Annotated in this window: 14 protein-coding genes; 9 read left to right on the top strand and 5 right to left on the bottom strand. The window is 72.0% G+C overall.

Translation table 11 applies throughout. The annotated features are described in order from the left end of the window. Positions 1 to 26 precede the first annotated feature (26 nt). Both AB0H37_RS36385 and AB0H37_RS36390 read right to left on the bottom strand, forming a co-directional pair. Entirely contained in the window at positions 27 to 896 is an 870-nt protein-coding gene (locus tag AB0H37_RS36385) for a glutamate ABC transporter substrate-binding protein (protein WP_360617199.1), read from the bottom strand. 38 nt (positions 897 to 934) lie between these two features. Next, positions 935 to 1750 (bottom strand): amino acid ABC transporter ATP-binding protein, encoded by an 816-nt coding sequence (locus AB0H37_RS36390; RefSeq protein ID WP_179833530.1) that lies wholly within the window; start codon positions 1748 to 1750, stop codon positions 935 to 937. A gap of 178 nt (positions 1751 to 1928) precedes the next feature. Here AB0H37_RS36390 and miaB point away from each other — a divergent pair, with 178 nt between their 5' ends. Then, a complete protein-coding gene (gene miaB / locus AB0H37_RS36395) occupies positions 1929 to 3470 on the top strand; it encodes a tRNA (N6-isopentenyl adenosine(37)-C2)-methylthiotransferase MiaB (protein WP_218935045.1) in 1542 nt (513 codons plus the stop codon). Positions 3471 to 3523: 53 nt separating this feature from the next. Next, the gene (locus AB0H37_RS36400; protein WP_360617201.1) at positions 3524 to 4243 is read left to right on the top strand and encodes a hypothetical protein; all 720 of its coding nucleotides are present in this window, start codon (positions 3524 to 3526) and stop codon (positions 4241 to 4243) included. On the opposite strand, the gene AB0H37_RS36405 is transcribed toward AB0H37_RS36400, so the two are convergent. Next, positions 4240 to 4506: an antitoxin gene (locus AB0H37_RS36405; RefSeq protein WP_329093697.1), complete on the bottom strand. Its 267-nt coding sequence runs from the start codon at positions 4504 to 4506 to the stop codon at positions 4240 to 4242. The genes AB0H37_RS36400 and AB0H37_RS36405 overlap by 4 nt on opposite strands. A 121-nt stretch (positions 4507 to 4627) precedes the next feature. Here AB0H37_RS36405 and miaA point away from each other — a divergent pair, with 121 nt between their 5' ends. Next, entirely contained in the window at positions 4628 to 5539 is a 912-nt protein-coding gene (gene miaA / locus AB0H37_RS36410; protein ID WP_329098339.1) for a tRNA (adenosine(37)-N6)-dimethylallyltransferase MiaA, read from the top strand. 8 nt (positions 5540 to 5547) lie between these two features. Beyond that, on the top strand, positions 5548 to 6348 hold the full coding sequence (gene dapF / locus AB0H37_RS36415; RefSeq protein ID WP_360617203.1) for a diaminopimelate epimerase: 801 nt from the start codon (positions 5548 to 5550) through the stop codon (positions 6346 to 6348). Positions 6349 to 6584: 236 nt separating this feature from the next. On the opposite strand, the gene AB0H37_RS36420 is transcribed toward dapF, so the two are convergent. Both AB0H37_RS36420 and AB0H37_RS36425 read right to left on the bottom strand, forming a co-directional pair. Next, entirely contained in the window at positions 6585 to 8546 is a 1962-nt protein-coding gene (locus tag AB0H37_RS36420; RefSeq protein ID WP_360617204.1) for a histidine kinase, read from the bottom strand. Between the two features lie 238 nt (positions 8547 to 8784). Then, positions 8785 to 9396 carry a TetR/AcrR family transcriptional regulator gene (locus AB0H37_RS36425; RefSeq protein ID WP_360617206.1) on the bottom strand — a complete coding sequence of 204 codons (612 nt, stop codon included), beginning with the start codon at positions 9394 to 9396 and terminating at the stop codon, positions 8785 to 8787. 99 nt (positions 9397 to 9495) lie between these two features. Here AB0H37_RS36425 and AB0H37_RS36430 point away from each other — a divergent pair, with 99 nt between their 5' ends. From AB0H37_RS36430 to AB0H37_RS36450, 5 genes are all read left to right on the top strand, one after another. After that, a complete protein-coding gene (locus AB0H37_RS36430) occupies positions 9496 to 10479 on the top strand; it encodes a hypothetical protein (RefSeq protein WP_360617207.1) in 984 nt (327 codons plus the stop codon). A 90-nt stretch (positions 10480 to 10569) separates the two neighbouring features. Further along, entirely contained in the window at positions 10570 to 11562 is a 993-nt protein-coding gene (locus AB0H37_RS36435; protein WP_360617208.1) for an ABC transporter permease, read from the top strand. After that, entirely contained in the window at positions 11559 to 12368 is an 810-nt protein-coding gene (locus tag AB0H37_RS36440) for an ABC transporter permease (protein ID WP_360617209.1), read from the top strand. The genes AB0H37_RS36435 and AB0H37_RS36440 overlap by 4 nt, the downstream gene beginning before the upstream one ends. Then, positions 12365 to 14167 carry an ABC transporter ATP-binding protein gene (locus AB0H37_RS36445; protein ID WP_360617211.1) on the top strand — a complete coding sequence of 601 codons (1803 nt, stop codon included), beginning with the start codon at positions 12365 to 12367 and terminating at the stop codon, positions 14165 to 14167. Before AB0H37_RS36440 ends, AB0H37_RS36445 begins: the two co-directional genes overlap by 4 nt. Continuing rightward, entirely contained in the window at positions 14164 to 15837 is a 1674-nt protein-coding gene (locus tag AB0H37_RS36450; protein WP_360617212.1) for an ABC transporter family substrate-binding protein, read from the top strand. The genes AB0H37_RS36445 and AB0H37_RS36450 overlap by 4 nt, the downstream gene beginning before the upstream one ends. The last annotated feature ends 3 nt before the right edge of the window (positions 15838 to 15840 follow it).

The following is a 15840-nucleotide window of genomic DNA, read 5'->3' on the forward strand; positions in this document are numbered from 1 at the left end:
TGACGGGCGTCAGTCGAGGCCCTGGGTCAGGCGCAGCCTTCCATCTGCGGGGCGGTCGTGACGAGCTTGAGCCCGGTGCCCGCGAAGTGCTTCTCCAGCAGGGTCTTGGCCGTGCCGTCGGAGTACATCTGGCTGACGGCCTTGTTGACGGCCTCGCAGGTCTCGGTGTCGCCCTTCTTGAGGCCGACGCCGTACTTCTCGTCGGTGAAGGGGTCGTTGATGACCTTGAAGGCGCCCTTCTGCTGGTTGGCGAAGCCGGCCAGGATCAGGTCGTCGGTGCTGACCGCGTCCAGGGCGCCGGACTTCAGCTTGCTCACGCACTCGGAGTAGCTGGAGGCGTCCACGAGCGTGACGCCCTTGATGTTCAGCTTGCCGTCCGGCGGGCCCTCGGTGATGCGGCGGAAGGAGTTGGACCCGGCCGCCTTGCAGAGCTTCTTGCCCTTGAGGTCGGTGGCCTTCTTGATGCTGCCGTTGTCGGCCTTGACCATCGTGTCCTGGTGGGCGACGTAGTACGGCCCGCCGAAGGTCACCTGCGACTTGCGCGCGTCGGTGATGGAGTAGGTGGCGACCACGAGGTCGACCTGCCCGCCGCCGAGGAACGACTCGCGGTTGGCGGAGGTCGTCTCCTTGAACGTGATGCCGTTCTCGGGGACGCCGAGCGACTTGGCGATGTACTTGGCGACGTCGACGTCGAAACCGTCGAAGCTGCCGTCGGGCTTCTTCAGCCCGAGCGCCGGCTGGTCGAACTTGATGCCGATGGTCAGCTTCTTGTCGTCCTTGGCCTTCTGGACGACCGTCTTGGCCTCGGTCTTCTCGGTGTCACTGCCGCACGCGCTGAGCGCCAGCGACAGCGCCATCCCCGCCCCGATGAGGGCGCCGAAACGACGTACTCGCATTCTCGTCCTACCTCTGCTCTCTGCCGGAGCCCCGCGGCTCAGTGCGTGAGGATCTTGGAAAGGAAGTCCTTCGCGCGCTCGGTCCGCGCGTTGGTGAAGAACTCGTCGGGGGTGTTCTCCTCGACGATCTGGCCGTCCGCCATGAACACGACCTTCTGCGCGGCCCGGCGGGCGAAGCCCATCTCGTGCGTGACGACGATCATCGTCATGCCCTCGCGGGCCAGCCCCGTCATGACGTCCAGGACCTCGTTGACCATCTCCGGGTCCAGCGCCGACGTGGGCTCGTCGAAGAGCATCACCTTGGGCCGCATCGCGAGGGAGCGCGCGATCGCCGCGCGCTGCTGCTGCCCGCCGGACAGCTGCGCGGGGTACTTGTGCGCCTGGTTGGCGATGCCGACCCGGTCGAGCAGTTCCATCGCGTGCTTCTGCGACTCCTGCTTGCCCTGCCTGCGGACCTTCACCGGCCCGAGCATGACGTTCTCGAGGATCGTCTTGTGGGCGAACAGGTTGAACGACTGGAACACCATGCCCACGTCGGCGCGGAGCTTCGCCAGATCCTTGCCCTCTTTGGGCAGCTCCTTGCCGTCCACGAGGATCGTGCCGTCGTCGATCGGCTCCAGCCGGTTGATCGACCGGCACAGGGTCGACTTCCCGCCGCCGGACGGGCCGATGACGACGACCACCTCGCCGGAGTTCACGGTGAGGTTGATGTCCTTGAGGACGTGCAGCTCGCCGAAGTGCTTGTTGACGTGCTCGACTACGACGAGCGGCCGGTCACCTGCGGCGGCCGGCTCCGGGGTGGAGTCCTCCGGCCCGGTCTCGGTGATCTCGGGCTCGCTTTCGCTGTCCGTCATGGGCACGGACTTTATGTCATCGCCGGTACTGACCGAGTTGCCGGGCGGTACCGATACGATCACGAATACCCACGTCGGACGGGGTTCGGTCGTGGCGGAGAGTGATCATAAAAGGCGGTGGCGGGGTGCGCCGCCCGTTCCGCCATGTCACGCCGGGCCCGTAACCTGGATGACTGTCATGAGTGCGCCAATGGAGACGGCTCCCCGTACGTACGAGATCCGTACCTACGGGTGCCAGATGAACGTCCATGACTCCGAGCGGCTGTCGGGGCTGCTGGAGTCGGCCGGGTACGTCCGCGCGGTGGAGGCCGAGCCCGACATCGTGGTGTTCAACACCTGCGCGGTGCGGGAGAACGCCGACAACCGCCTCTACGGCAACCTCGGCCATCTGCGGCCCGTCAAGGACGGCCATCCCGGCATGCAGATCGCCGTCGGCGGCTGCCTGGCCCAGAAGGACCGCGACACCATCGTCAAGCGCGCCCCCTGGGTGGACGTGGTGTTCGGCACGCACAACATCGGGTCGCTGCCCGCGCTGCTCGAACGCGCACGCGTCCGGAGCGAGGCGCAGGTCGAGATCGAAGAGTCCCTGGTGACCTTCCCCTCGACGCTGCCGACGCGCCGCGAGTCGCCCTACGCCGCCTGGGTGTCGATCTCCGTGGGGTGCAACAACACCTGCACGTTCTGCATCGTCCCGTCCCTGCGCGGCAAGGAGCGCGACCGCCGGCCGGGGGAGATCCTCGCCGAGGTCGAGGCGCTGGTCGCCGAGGGCGCCCTGGAGATCACGCTGCTCGGGCAGAACGTCAACGCCTACGGCTCGGGCTTCGGCGCCCTGTCCGGCGCGCCGGAGGAGGTCCGCGCGATGACCGGGGACGGGCAGTCGGCGTTCGCGGGGCTGCTGCGGGCCTGCGGCGGCGTCGAGGGCCTGGAGCGGGTCCGGTTCACCTCGCCGCACCCCAAGGACTTCACCGACGACGTGATCGCCGCGATGGCTGAGACGCCGAACGTGATGCCCTCCCTGCACATGCCGCTGCAGTCCGGGTCGGACGCGGTGCTGCGCGCGATGCGCCGGTCGTACCGGCAGGCGCGCTACCTCGGCATCATCGAGAAGGTCCGGGCCGCGATCCCGGACGCGGCGATCACCACCGACATCATCGTCGGCTTCCCCGGCGAGACCGAGGCCGACTTCGAGGAGACCCTGCACGTGGTGCGGGAGGCCCGGTTCGCGTCGGCGTTCACGTTCCAGTACTCCAAACGCCCGGGCACCCCGGCGGCGACCATGGACGGCCAGCTGCCGAAGGAGGTCGTCCAGGAGCGGTACGAGCGGCTCATCGCGCTCCAGGAGGAGATCTCCTGGGCGGAGAACCGCCGGCAGCTCGGCCGGACGCTGGAGGTGCTCGTCGCCGAGGGCGAGGGCCGCAAGGACGAGGCGACGCGCCGGCTCTCGGGCCGGGCGCCCGACAACCGCCTGGTCCACTTCGGCGTGCCGCAGGAGCCGGTCCGCCCCGGCGACATGGTCACCGTCGAGATCACCTACGCCGCGCCGCACCACCTGGTCGCCGACAAGCCCGCACTGGGCGTCCGCCGGACGCGCGCGGGCGACGCGTGGGAGGCCCGGCAGGGCGGGGACGGCGAAGCCCGGGGCGTGTCGCTGGGCATGCCGTCGATCGGGCGCCCGGCCCAGCCCGCCGCGGCCGCGCCGGGCTGCTCGACCTGCCCCTGAACCCCGCATGATCGGGCCTGCCGCTTCGGCCGGCCCGCCCTCAAGGAGGCAGCGTGCTCGTATCGGCGGCGGTGTGCCCGCATCCGCCTCTCCTCGTCCCGGAGACGGCGGGGGAGGCGGCGCCGGAACTGGACGCGCTCCGGGCGGCCTGTGACCGGGCCGTCCGCCGCCTGGAGGGGAACGACGCCCTGGTCGTTGTCGGGGGCGGGCCGGAGACCCGCGAGTACAGGGAGGACGCCTACGCGACGCTCCGCCCGTACGGTCTCGACTGGACGATCCCCGGCGACGTCAGGGGCGCCGCCGAGGCGCTGCCGCTCTCACTCACCATGGGTTTCTGGCTGCTGGAGCGGCAGGGGCTCGGTACAGGGGCGCGCTACCAGGCCGTCGCTTTCGACGACCCGCCTGAGCGCTGCCTGACGCTGGGACGGGAACTCGCCGTGTCGGCCGAGCGGGTCGCGCTTCTGGTGATGGGGGACGGGTCGGCCCGCCGCTCGGAGAAGCCCCCCGGCCACCTCGACGAGCGCGCGGCCCCCTACGACGAGGGCGTGGCCGGCGCGCTCGGGCGGGCCGACGCCTGTGCCCTGGCCGGCCTGGATCCGGGGCTCTCCCGGGACGTCCAGGCCGCCGGGCGCGCGGCATGGCAGGTACTCGCAGGCGCGGCCGCTCAGGGCGGCGGCGCCGCGGCACTCACGGCCGAACTCCTCGCCGACGAGGCGCCGTACGGTGTCGGCTACCTCGTGGCGAGCTGGTCACGGGCCGGCGGGCCCGCCTAGGACGGCGGGCCGCCCGTCCCGCCGGGCTGGCCTCCCGCGCCGCCGGGCTGGCCGCCCGGTCCCTCGGCCTGGCCGCCTGCGCCGCCGGGCCGGCCGCTCTCGCGGTCGATGTAGCTTCCGGCCTGGTCCTGGACCCGGTCGACCTTGTCGGCGTGCTTGCCCCCGGTGCGCTGGTCGAACATGTCCCCGGCCTTCTCGACGCCTTGCTTGGCCTTGTCGGAGTGCTGCCCGAGCATCTGCTTGACCTTGTCGACGATGGACATCGAATCCCCCCGGATCCCTCGGCTCGTTCGGCGCCGCGGGCACGGCGCGGCACCCGTTCATTCCGGCCATACCCGTTCTGTTGCCACAATCAATCCCGTGACCTCACCCAATGCCCCGCATGTGATCGCGGTCGTCGGCGCCACGGCGGCCGGCAAGTCCGACCTCGCCGTCGAGCTGGCCCTCCGGCTGGCCGGCGAGGCGGTCAACGCCGACTCGATGCAGCTGTACCGCGGCATGGACATCGGCACCGCGAAACTGTCCGCGGCCGAGATGCGCGGGGTCCCGCACCATCTGCTGGACGTCTGGGACGTGACGGTCGCCGCGAGCGTCGCCGAGTACCAGCGGCTCAGCGCCGACGCCATCGCCGGGATCAGGGGCCGGGGACGGCTGCCGGTGCTGGTCGGCGGGTCCGGGCTGTACGTGCGCGCCGCGCTCGACCGCCTGGAGTTCCCGGGGACGGACCCGGCCGTCCGGGGGCGCCTGGAGGAGGAGCTGGCGCGGGTCGGCCCCGGCCCGCTGCACGACCGGCTGCGCGGCCTGGACCCCGCGGCGGCGGAGGCGATCCTGCCGAGCAACGGCCGCCGGATCGTGCGCGCCCTGGAGGTCATCGAGATCTCGGGCCGCCCGTTCACCGCGACCCTGCCCGAGCACCGGTACCGCTACGACCACGTCGTGCAGATCGGGCTGAGCGTGCCCCGCGAGGTGCTGGACGAGCGCATCGCCCTGCGGGTGGACCGGATGTGGGAGGCGGGCCTGGTCGACGAGGTCCGGGAGCTGGAGAAGCGGGGCCTGCGGGACGGCCTGACCGCCGGGCGCGCCCTCGGGTACGCGCAGGTGCTGCGGTTCCTCGCGGGGGAGTGGACGGAGGAGCAGGCCAGGGAGGACACCGTCCGGACGACGCGGCGTTTCGCCCGCCGCCAGGAGTCGTGGTTCCGCCGCGACCCGCGCGTGCGATGGCTGCCCCACGATGCCCCGGACCTGGTCGATCGCGCTCTCGCCCTGGTGAGCCTGGGGACGCCGGGCCCCATATGATCGGGGGCATGCGGTTCGTCAAAGGGCACGGCACCGAGAACGACTTCGTGATCCTCCCCGATCCGGACGGTGTCCTGGACCTCACCCCGGAGGCCGTCGCGCGGCTCTGCGACCGGCGGGCGGGCATCGGCGCCGACGGCGTCCTGCGCGCGGTCCGGACGAAGGCCACCGAGTTCGACGCCGACGCCGAGTGGTTCATGGACTACCGCAACGCCGACGGCGGCATCGCCGAGATGTGCGGCAACGGGGTGCGCGTCTTCGCCCGCTACCTGGTCGACGCGGGCCTGGCCCCGCCCGGGGAGTGGGACCTGGCCACCCGCGCGGGCCTGCGCCGCGTGACGCTCGGCCCGTCCGGGGACGTCAGCGTGGAGATGGGCCTGCCGGAGCTTCTCGGCCCGGGGGAGGCGTCCCTGGCGGGCGCGAGCTTCGCGGGCGAGCGGGTCAGCGTCGGCAATCCCCACCTGGCGTGCCGCGTCACCGAGCCGGTCGCCGCCCTGGACCTGTCGCACGCCCCGGACTTCGACCCGGCGGTCTTCCCCGCGGGGGTGAACGTCGAGTTCTACCGCAGCGTGGGGGAGCGGCACGTCGAGATGCGGGTGTACGAGCGCGGCTCCGGCGAGACCCGGTCGTGCGGCACCGGTACCGTCGCGGTGGCCGCCGCGGCGGCTCGCGGCACGGCCGACGGCGCCGAATGGACCGTGGACGTCCCCGGCGGCAGGGTGACCGTCGTCCTGGACGGCGAGACCAGTTTCCTGAGGGGGCCGGCCGTCCTGGTGGCCGAGGGCGAGACGCGGCCCGGCTGGGTCTAGCGGACCGTCCGTCTTACCTGGGCGTGCGCCGGTCCCGGGGCGGTCCCGGCACAGACGGGACAACTGTCCCTCTCCGGCGGGACCTTCCACCGCATAACTTCTCTCTTGCACACCCTCTGGTGAATGGCCCGTATGGACCGGGATGGGAGCCCCGGGCCCGTACGGAGCCCGAGGGCCGGTGGCGACCTTCTTGGCGGGGGGCGGTCACCGGCCCTCCCACCGGGGAGGGCGGCGTCTCAGGGGGAGACGCCGTTGACCGGCAGCCTGGCGCGGACCAGGGTCCCGCCCTTGGGGCCGGGCCCCACCGTGCAGGACCCGCCCAGCTCGGCCGCACGCTCGCGCATGGAGGACATGCCGATGCCGGAACGCACCTGGTCGGGCAGTCCCACACCGTCGTCGTCGACGGTCACGTGCAGATCACCGTTCAGATGCAGCCGCACCTCGGCGCAGCCGGCCTCGGCGTGCCGGTGGACGTTCGTCAGCGCCTCCTGGACGATCCGGTACGCCGCGACCTCGGCGGCGGCAGGCAGGCCCTTCAGATCGCCCTCGACGCGCACGTCCACCCGCGGGCCGTCCCCGGCGGCGACGACGCCGCCGAGCGCCTGGATCGCGCCCTCCAGCCCGAGGTCGTCCAGGGCGGGCGGCCGCAGGCCGTACACGAGCTCCCTGATGTCGCCGATGGTGCGCCCCATGGTGCTGCGCAGCTCCTCCAGCAGCCCGTCGACCGCCTCCGGGTCGGTCCTCAGCGTGATGCGCGCGGCGTCCACCGTCATGGCGAGGCTGGCCAGCGTCGGCCCGAGCCCGTCGTGCAGGTCGCGGCGCAGCCGCCGCCGCTCCTCCTCCCGCGTGCGCAGGATGTGCTCCCGGGAGCGCTGGACGTCCGCGGAGAGCCGCGCCGCGTTCGCCAGTTCGGCGAGGTTGCGGGCGAGGACGTTCGACAGGCGGGCGTCCGGGGTGCGGGTGACGCCGAACAGCAGGCGCCCCACCGGCTCGCCGTGCCACACCAGCGGGATGAGCTGCGGGCGCTCGCCGAGCACTCCGTCCTCCGCCGAGACCGTCCGGCCGTCGCGGTCCAGCACCTCGATTGTGACGCCGGTCGCGTGCAGGGCCGAACGCGCCACCTCGGCGGCGACGGCGAGCGCGGCGCCCGGGTTCGCGGCGGTCTGCAGCCGCCGGTTCAGCCGGTCGGCGATCCGGTACGGATCGCGTTCACCGTGGATGAACCCGTCCACCGTGCGCTGCAGCCGCCGCCGGACGGGTTCGAACACCGCGCCTGCGACGATCGCGCCGGCGAGCCCGGCGAGGGTGCCCCGGCCGTGCGCCAGCAGGCTCGCGCTGCCGACGAGCGCGAAGTACACGCCGGTGATGACGACGACGAGGCCCGCGTACACCAGCGTCCGGCTGACCACGAGGTCGATGTCGTACAGCCGGTAGCGGGTGATCGCGATCGCGATGCAGATGGGGACGGCGACGATGGTGAGGTCGCGCAGCGGGTCGCCGATCGGGCTGTTCTCGCCGGCGAAGATGATCGCCTCGGCGAGGATGCCCGGATAGACCACCCAGGCGATCTGCCGCCGGACATCCGGCGGCGCCTGCACGAACCGCACGGCCACCGAGAACAGGCCCGCCGCCAGGGCGGTGACGATGACCGCGCTGATCGGGAGCGGGATCGTCTCGAACGGGTACACCGAGACCCCGTTGTGCCAGCGGCGCACGTCCGGGTCGATCGTCAGGTGCGCGCAGACGACGACCGGGACGAGGCAGGCGAGCGCGAGGGCGGGCCGGAACCACCGCGACACCAGCCGGCCGTCCGGGAAGATCAACGGCAGCACGAGTGTCAGGGCGTAGGTGTCAACGGCCCACAGCCAGACGGCGAGCCACTGGACGAACCCGGCTCCGGGCCGGTGGTGGAGTTCCAACCAGGGGCCGAGGTTGAGTGACAGCACGTACAGCGAGGCACTGAAACCCGCGCCGACCATGAGCCAGGCGACCGTCAGCCCCGGGCGGTGCCGCAGGAGGACGGCGCCTGCGGGCGTCCAGGCCAGGGCGACCAGGATCTCCGGATGCCACCACACCATCCGCAGTTCGGACGGCACGCGGGCGCCGATGGTCAGTGACGCGGCGACGGACACGACCGCGGTCAGCGCGAGGAGGGCGCCCACGCGCCCCGCTCCGCGGTCGTGCTCTTCCGTCCCCATGCACACTCCCCGCCCAAAAGTAATGGAATGTTAAAACGCGCAGCTCCCTGTCCTGCAGTCCAAATCGCGTCCGCCTCAGGACACCGCTCGACCGGTTCGGCGGAGAACTCCCCGGGCGAGGTGCATGCGGGCGTGCCGTGATGGTAGCCGCGAAATCGGGCGAAATAAACGAAAGGCGCAGGTCAGCGCCCTCTCGTGGCCACGCCGCCCGGCGAGGTGGGCCGGAGGCGGGCGCGGGTCAGGCCGTCAAGGTCAACATGCTTTCGCGTGTCAGCGCCTTCAGCCCGCGCCTCATGTCCTCGGGGCCGAAGTCCTTGAGCAGCAGGCGCTGGATGAGGAATCCGGGGAAGAGGGCGAACAGCGTCTTTCCGGCGGCCACGACGTCGGTCTCGGCGGGAAGCAGACCCGCGTCGACCAGCCGCCGGATGTAGAGGGTCCAGGTGTCCCGCAGGTCGGTGACGTTGTCGGCGACGTACGCGGCGATCTCGGGATCGTGCATGGCGAGGGCCCAGGCCTGGGGCGCGAGCCGGAGCGGGCCGTTCTCGCCGGACAGGGTGACGACGTGGGAGGCGAGCCGCTCGACGACCTCGTCGACCGGGAGCAGCGGGTCGCCGTCGGCGAGCGCGGTGAAGAACGTGCGCAGGTCGCCGATCACGGTCGCGATGTTCGCCTCGATGATCTCGTTCTTGCTCTTGAAGTACCGGTAGACGGCACCGGCGGAGAGTCCGGCCTCGGTGAAGATGTCCTGCATGGACGTCGCGTGGATGCCCTTGCGGATGAAGCAGGTGCGCGCCGCTTCCAGGATCTGGCGGCGGCGGCGCTCCAGGTGCTCCTCGCTGACTCTCGGCATGGTGCCAATCTAAAACGAACGTTCATTTCTTGACAAGCTCCGGAGAGGGTGCAAGGCTACGGCGCCAAAGAGAACGGACATTCGTTTTTGGAGGAGACCGTGCGGCCATCGCCCGTCGCGCGCACCGTCGGCGTGGCCGTCGGTGTCGCGTTGCTGCAGCTCATCATGATCGTCGCCTTCTCGTGGCCCGCCGCGCGGACGGCGCCGCGTGACGTCCCGATCGTCGTGACCGGCCCGCAGGCCGCCGTCGTCGCCGACCTGCTCGACCGCGGGCGGCCGGGGGCCTTCGACGTCCGGACCCGTCCGGACGAGGCCGCCGCGCGCGCCGCGATCGCGAATCGCGAGGCGTACGGCGCCGTCGTGACGTCGCCGTCCGGCCCGAAGGTGCTCACCGCTTCGGCCGCCTCGCCGCTGGTCGCCCAGCAACTCGCCGCCATGGCGACGCGTCTCGAGCCGGGGGGCGCCCCGGCGCCCCCGCCCGTCCAGGACGTGGTCGCCGCGGACTCCGACGATCCCCGCGGGGCCGGTTTCGGCGCTCTCGCGCTCCCGCTGACCATGTCCGGGCTCGCGGCCGCGGTGCTGCTGACGTTCGCCATCCCGTCCCTCGCCTGGCGCACCGCCGGCACGGTGATCTTCGCCGGACTGGGCGGGCTGGGCATCGCGTGGATCGCGCAAGGCTGGCTGTCACTGCTCCCCGGCTCCTACATCACGCTCGCAGGTGCCATGGCGCTGTCCGTCCTCGCCGTGACCGGCACCGTGGTCGGCTTGGCCGCCGCCCTGGGCCGCGCCGGGTTCGGACTCGGAGCGCTCACGCTGCTGCTGCTCGGCAATCCTCTGTCGGCGGCCACGTCGGCGCCCGAACTGCTGCCGCAGCCGTGGGGCGCGATCGGCCAGTACCTGCCACCGGGCGCGGCGGCCACCCTCCTCCGGTCGGTGGCGTTCTTCGACGGCGCCGGGGACACCGGCCCGCTCACCGTCCTGACCGCCTGGGCCGCCGCCGGTTTCGCGCTCGTGGTCCTCGGCGGTCTGCGGAGGCGTTCGGAGGGGGAGGCCGTGCCCGACCGCGAACCGGTGCTCGCGTGACCTTCACGGCATGAGTCCTGGCAATCCTCTGCGCTTTCCGTACTCACTCAATAACATTCGGTGACCCTCGGGTGGTGAGAAGGGAACACGGTGGCGACGTTCGTGGTCCGGCGGCTGGCGAGCCATGCGGCGCTTGCCGTGCTCGCCGCCGGCCTCGGCTACCTGCTCGCCGCCGCGGCACTCGATCCGCGGGCCGTCCTCGAAGACCGCGCGCCCCGTCCGCCGGAGGCCGTCGTCGACGCGCGGCTCGGCGCGCTCAATCTCGATGACCGGACGCCCTTGGCCGAGCGCTACCTCACCTGGGCCGGGGGCGTCGCGCACGGCGACTTCGGCCGTACATGGGACGGCGAGCCGGTCAACGCCGAGCTGTGGCGCCGGCTCGGCGTGAGCCTGCGCCTGGTCGCTCCAGGTGCGGTCCTGGGGGGCGCCTCGGGGGTCGCCCTCGGCGCCTACGCCGCCGTCCGGCGCGGCCGGGCGGCCGACCGGCTGATCTCCAGCGGCGCCTATCTGCTGCCGGCCGTCCCCGTGTTCGTCCTGGCCGTGCTCTTACAGATCATGGCCGGTGAAGCCAACGACGCCATGGGGATGCGTGTGTTCGTCTGGGTGGGGGAGTCCACACCGGGGGCGTCCCACGGCGCGCTCTGGGATCTTGCGGACCGGGGACGCCGCCTGCTGCTGCCGACGGCCACGATCGCCCTCTGCCAGCTCGCCCTCTACGCCCGCTACCAGCGGGGCCTGATGCTGGACGTGCTCCACGCCGATCACGTGCGGGCCGCGCGGGCCAGGGGGCTCCGGCGGCGCGACGCGCTGCTGCGGCACGGGCTGCGGACCGCGATGGTCCCGATGACGACCTACTTCGCCTACACGTCCGGTCTGGTGCTCCTCGGCGGGGTGTTCACCGAGACGGCCTTCGGGCGCCACGGGCTGGGGGAGTGGCTCGTCGCGTCCATCTCCCGCGGCGATGTCAACGCGGTCGCCGCCATCGAATGCCTCGCCGCCTGCGCCGTCGTCCTGGCCTCCCTCGCGTCCGACGCGCTGGCCGCGGCGCTGGACCCCCGCGTCCGCGCGGGAGGCGCGCCGTGACCGCCGGCCGTCGCACGGCGGCCGGGGCGGTCCTGCTCGTGCTGGTGTTCCTCCTGGCCTTCGTCGGGCCGCTCGTCTCGCCGTACGGATGGGACGAGACCGACTTCGCGGCGTTCCGGCAGGGGCCGTCCGGCGGCCACTGGCTTGGCACGACCCAGAGCGGACGCGACGTCTTCGCGTTCACCCTGCGCGGTGCGCAGCACTCGCTCCTGGTCGGCCTGAGCGCCGCCCTGCTGTCGACCGGTCTCTCCGCCGCCGTCGGTACCGCGGCCGGGTTCCTGGGCGGGCGGGTCGACCGGCTGCTGATGTGGGGGGTCGATCTGCTCCTGGTGCTCCCGTCCTTCCTGATCGTGATCGTCCTGGCGCCCCGGATCGCCGGAGGGTGGCCGGTGCTCGCGGCGGTGCTGGCCGCGTTCATGTGGATGGTCACCGCCCGTGCGGTGCGGGCCGCGACGCTCTCCCTGCGGGACCGCGATCACGTGCTGGCCGCGCGGTTCCTCGGCGTGGGCACGCCGCGGCTGGTCATGCGGCACGTGGCGCCCGGGCTGGCGTCGCTGCTGGCCGTGGACGCGAGCCTGAACGTGAGCGTCGCGATCGTCGCCGAGAGCGGGCTGTCCTACCTCGGGTTCGGGGCGCGGCCGCCGGACGTCTCCCTCGGCACGGTCATCGCCGACGGCCAGGGCGGGACGACCGCGCGTCCGGGGGCGTTCGGGTTCGCCGCCGGGCTGCTCATGCTGATCGTCGTCGCGGTGAACCTGCTCGGGGACGGGTTGCGGGACGCTCTCGACCCGGAGGCCGGGCGTTGACGGTTCTGCGGGTCGCCGACCTGGTGGTCGGTTACACGGCGGGCACGCGTGCCCTTCGCGGTGTGACCTTCTCGGTGGAGGCCGGGGAGGCGCTCGGGATCGTCGGCGAGTCGGGAGCCGGCAAGACCGCGCTCGCTCTCGCGCTGATGGGGTTGCTGCCAGAGGGAGCGCGTGTGACCGGCTCTGTCCGGTTGCGTGGCCGGGAACTGCTGGGACGAAGCGACGCGGAACTCTCGCGGGTGCGCGGCAAGGACCTGGCGATGGTCTTCCAGGATCCGTCGTCGGCGCTTTCGCCCGTCCACAGGGTGGGCGACCAGATCGCAGAAGCCGTCCGGATCCACTCGGCGGTGAGCCGTGCGGCGGCGCGCGCGCGTGCTGTGGAGTTGCTCGAACTCGTCGGCATGCCGGACGCGGCACGACGGGCCCGGGCCTATCCGCACGAGATGTCCGGCGGGATGCGGCAGCGCGTGATGATCGCCATGGCCATCGCCAACGACCCGGTCGCGATCGTGGCGGACGAGCCCACCTCGGCCCTCGACGTCACCGTTCAGGCACAGGTGCTGGACGTTCTGCGCGTCGCCCGGGAGGCGAGCGGCGCCGCGATCGTGCTGATCACTCACGATCTGGGGGTCGTCGCGGGCTTCGCGGACCGCGTGATGGTGATGCGGGAGGGACGGGTGGTGGAGACGGGCACGGTGGAGCAGGTCCTCCTCCAACCCCGGGTTCCCCATACGAGCCGCCTGCTGCGCTCGTGGCCGCGTGCGGGCGACGCGCCGGTTCCCCGTGCTCGGCCTGGGCGTCCGGTGGTCCTACAAGTGGACGGCCTGGTCCATCGCCACCCCCTCTTCAAAGGGACGCTTCTGCGGCGGCGGGCCGGGGAGATGCGTGCCCTGGACGGCGTGAGCTTCGACGTCCGTGAGGGCGAGACGCTCGCGCTGGTGGGGGAGTCGGGGTCCGGCAAGACCACGACACTGATGGAGATTCTGCGGTTGTCCCGTCCCCAGGAGGGCCGCGTCACCGTCCTGGGCCAGGACGCGGCCGCCTTACGCGCCGCCGGCCGCAAGGCCCTGCGCAAGGACGTCCAAGTCGTGTTCCAGGACCCGTACGCCTCGCTGAACCCGCGTATGCGGGTGGCCGACATCATCGCCGAACCGCTCATCACGCACCGCATGCCGGTCGGCGGTCGTGTGGAGGAACTTCTCGCGCTGGTGGGTATGGAACCCGGCCATGCACGGCGCTTCCCGCATGCGCTCTCCGGCGGGCAAAGGCAGCGCGTAGCCCTGGCCAGAGCGCTCGCCTTGGAACCCCGCCTCCTGCTCTTGGACGAGCCTGTGTCCGCACTGGACGCCACCGTGCAGGCGGGCGTCATGGACCTGCTGGAAGGGCTCCGGGTGCGGCTCGGCCTGGCGTGCCTCTTCGTCACCCACGACCTCGCGCTGGTGCGGGGCTTCGCCGATCGGGTCGCCGTGATGCACATGGGCCGCGTCGTTGAGATCGGGCCGGTCGCCGACGTGTACGGGGCTCCAGCCCATCCCTACACGCGGGCGCTACTGGACGCGATTCCTTCGCCCCGCCCAGAGCGAGACCGACCTCGCCCCTTTCTTCTGCACGGTGACCCATCCGGCCCCATGACCGGGCTCTTGGAGTGCCGTTTCCGTGCTCGCTGCCAGCACTACGCCACGCTCACCCCCGACGACAGGCTCCGATGCGAAGGCCACGACCCAATGCCGCATGCCATGGCGGCGGACCACTCCGTCGCCTGCCACCACCCCCTCGTCTCGGCGACGGCCGAACGATGAAACAGGTCCTCGCCGTCGCCCTCCTCGGGGTCGTGCTCATGACCGGTGCCGGGTGCCGCGCCCCGGAGGCGTCGCCGTCCAGCGCGCCGGGGGCGCTGCCCGCGGCGGATATGAACCCGACTCCGCGCGACCGCGTCGTGAACGGCGGGACGCTCCGCTGGCCGCTGCCCGAGCTCCCGTCCCAGTGGAACACCAACCACGTCAACGGCGCCAAGGGTGCGGTCGAGCAGGTCGTCCAGGGCGTCCTGCCGTACCTGATGCGTGCCGATGAGAAGGCCGTCCCGCGTCCCGTCCCGGAGTATCTGGAGTCGGCCACGGTGAAGCGGACCCGGCACGGCCAGACCGTGACCTACAGGCTCAACCCGCGCGCCAGGTGGTCCGACGGCCGGCCCATCGGTTACGCCGACTTTCTGGCGCAGGCCCGTGCCCTGTCGGGACGTGACCCGCGCTACGAGGTCTCGACCGTCACCGGATACCAGCAGATCGAGCGAGTCGAACGCGGCGCCGATGAACATGTGGTCGAGGTGACGTTCGCCCATACGTACGCGGACTGGCCCAGCCTGTTCAGCCCCCTGTATCCGGCTGCCGCCTACGCCGGCCCGCGCGCGTTCAACCGAGCCTGGACGGGCCGCGTGCCCGTCACGGCCGGACCGTTCAGATTCCAGCGGATCGACCGGACGGCCAAGACGGTGACCCTGGTGCGAGACGCGGCCTGGTGGGGCGCGCCGGCCAAGCTCGACCGGATCGTGTACCGCGCCATGGACACCAGCGCGATGCCCGGCGCGTTCGCCAACGACGAGATCGACCTGATGGACATCGGCCTCGACGCCGATGCGCTGCAGCGCGTCCAGGGCGTTTCGGGCGCCGCCGTCCGCAGAGCGGGCGGGCCGGACTGGCGGAACTTCACGCTCAACGCGGCAGGACCCATCCTCTCCGACGCCAGGGTGCGTCGGGCGGTCATGCTCGGCATCGACCGGCGCGTCATCGCACGGTCCGACCTGTCAGGCCTCGGCGTACCGGTCCGGACGCTCGGCAACCACTTCTACGTCAACACGCAGGCCGGCTACCAGGACAATTCCAGCGGGCTCGGTGGGTACGACCCCGCGCGGGCCAGACGGCTCCTGGACGAGGCGGGCTGGAGACCGCGGGGCAGGTACCGCGCCAAGGCAGGACGCACGCTCGCACTGCGGTTCGTTGTGCCGTCAGGGGTCCCCATCAGCAGGCGGGAAGGAGAACTGACGCGTGCGCTACTCGAACGCATAGGCGTCCGAGTGGACATCCAGGTCGTCCCCGCGGACGACGTCTTCGAGCGGTACGTCACGCCCGGGAACATGGACATCGTTCCGTTCTCCTGGCTCGGCACCTCGTTCCCCGTCTCACAGATGAAAGCGGTGTTCGCGCGACCGCAGGGGCGGAACGTCCAGCAGAACTACTCGCGGATCGGTAGCGCCGCCATCGACGCGGCGATGGACCAGGCGATCGCGGAGATCGCGCCAGAGAGAGCTCACGCCCTGGTGAACCGAACCGACCGGCTCATCTGGCACCAGGCGTCGGTCTTGCCGCTGTACCAGCGTCCCCAGCTGGTCGCAGTGCGCGCGGACCTCGCCAACGTGGGGGCCGGCGGCTTCCTGAAGCCCACCTATCAGGACATCGGTTTCACCGGCCGGTGAAGC

This window comes from Actinomadura sp. NPDC023710 (assembly GCF_040639875.1).
In the GTDB taxonomy this organism is placed as follows: domain Bacteria; phylum Actinomycetota; class Actinomycetes; order Streptosporangiales; family Streptosporangiaceae; genus Spirillospora; species Spirillospora citrea.

What these genes read in the sequence shown, in the direction of transcription:
- AB0H37_RS36385 (WP_360617199.1), bottom strand. Translation starts at nt 896, where the DNA reads ATGCGAGTACGTCGTTTCGGCGCCCTCATCGGGGCGGGGATGGCGCTG.
- AB0H37_RS36390 (WP_179833530.1), bottom strand. Translation starts at nt 1,750, where the DNA reads ATGACGGACAGCGAAAGCGAGCCCGAGATCACCGAGACCGGGCCGGAG.
- miaB (WP_218935045.1), top strand. Translation starts at nt 1,929, where the DNA reads ATGAGTGCGCCAATGGAGACGGCTCCCCGTACGTACGAGATCCGTACC.
- AB0H37_RS36405 (WP_329093697.1), bottom strand. Translation starts at nt 4,506, where the DNA reads ATGTCCATCGTCGACAAGGTCAAGCAGATGCTCGGGCAGCACTCCGAC.
- dapF (WP_360617203.1), top strand. Translation starts at nt 5,548, where the DNA reads ATGCGGTTCGTCAAAGGGCACGGCACCGAGAACGACTTCGTGATCCTC.
- AB0H37_RS36420 (WP_360617204.1), bottom strand. Translation starts at nt 8,546, where the DNA reads ATGGGGACGGAAGAGCACGACCGCGGAGCGGGGCGCGTGGGCGCCCTC.
- AB0H37_RS36425 (WP_360617206.1), bottom strand. Translation starts at nt 9,396, where the DNA reads ATGCCGAGAGTCAGCGAGGAGCACCTGGAGCGCCGCCGCCGCCAGATC.
- AB0H37_RS36450 (WP_360617212.1), top strand. Translation starts at nt 14,164, where the DNA reads ATGAAACAGGTCCTCGCCGTCGCCCTCCTCGGGGTCGTGCTCATGACC.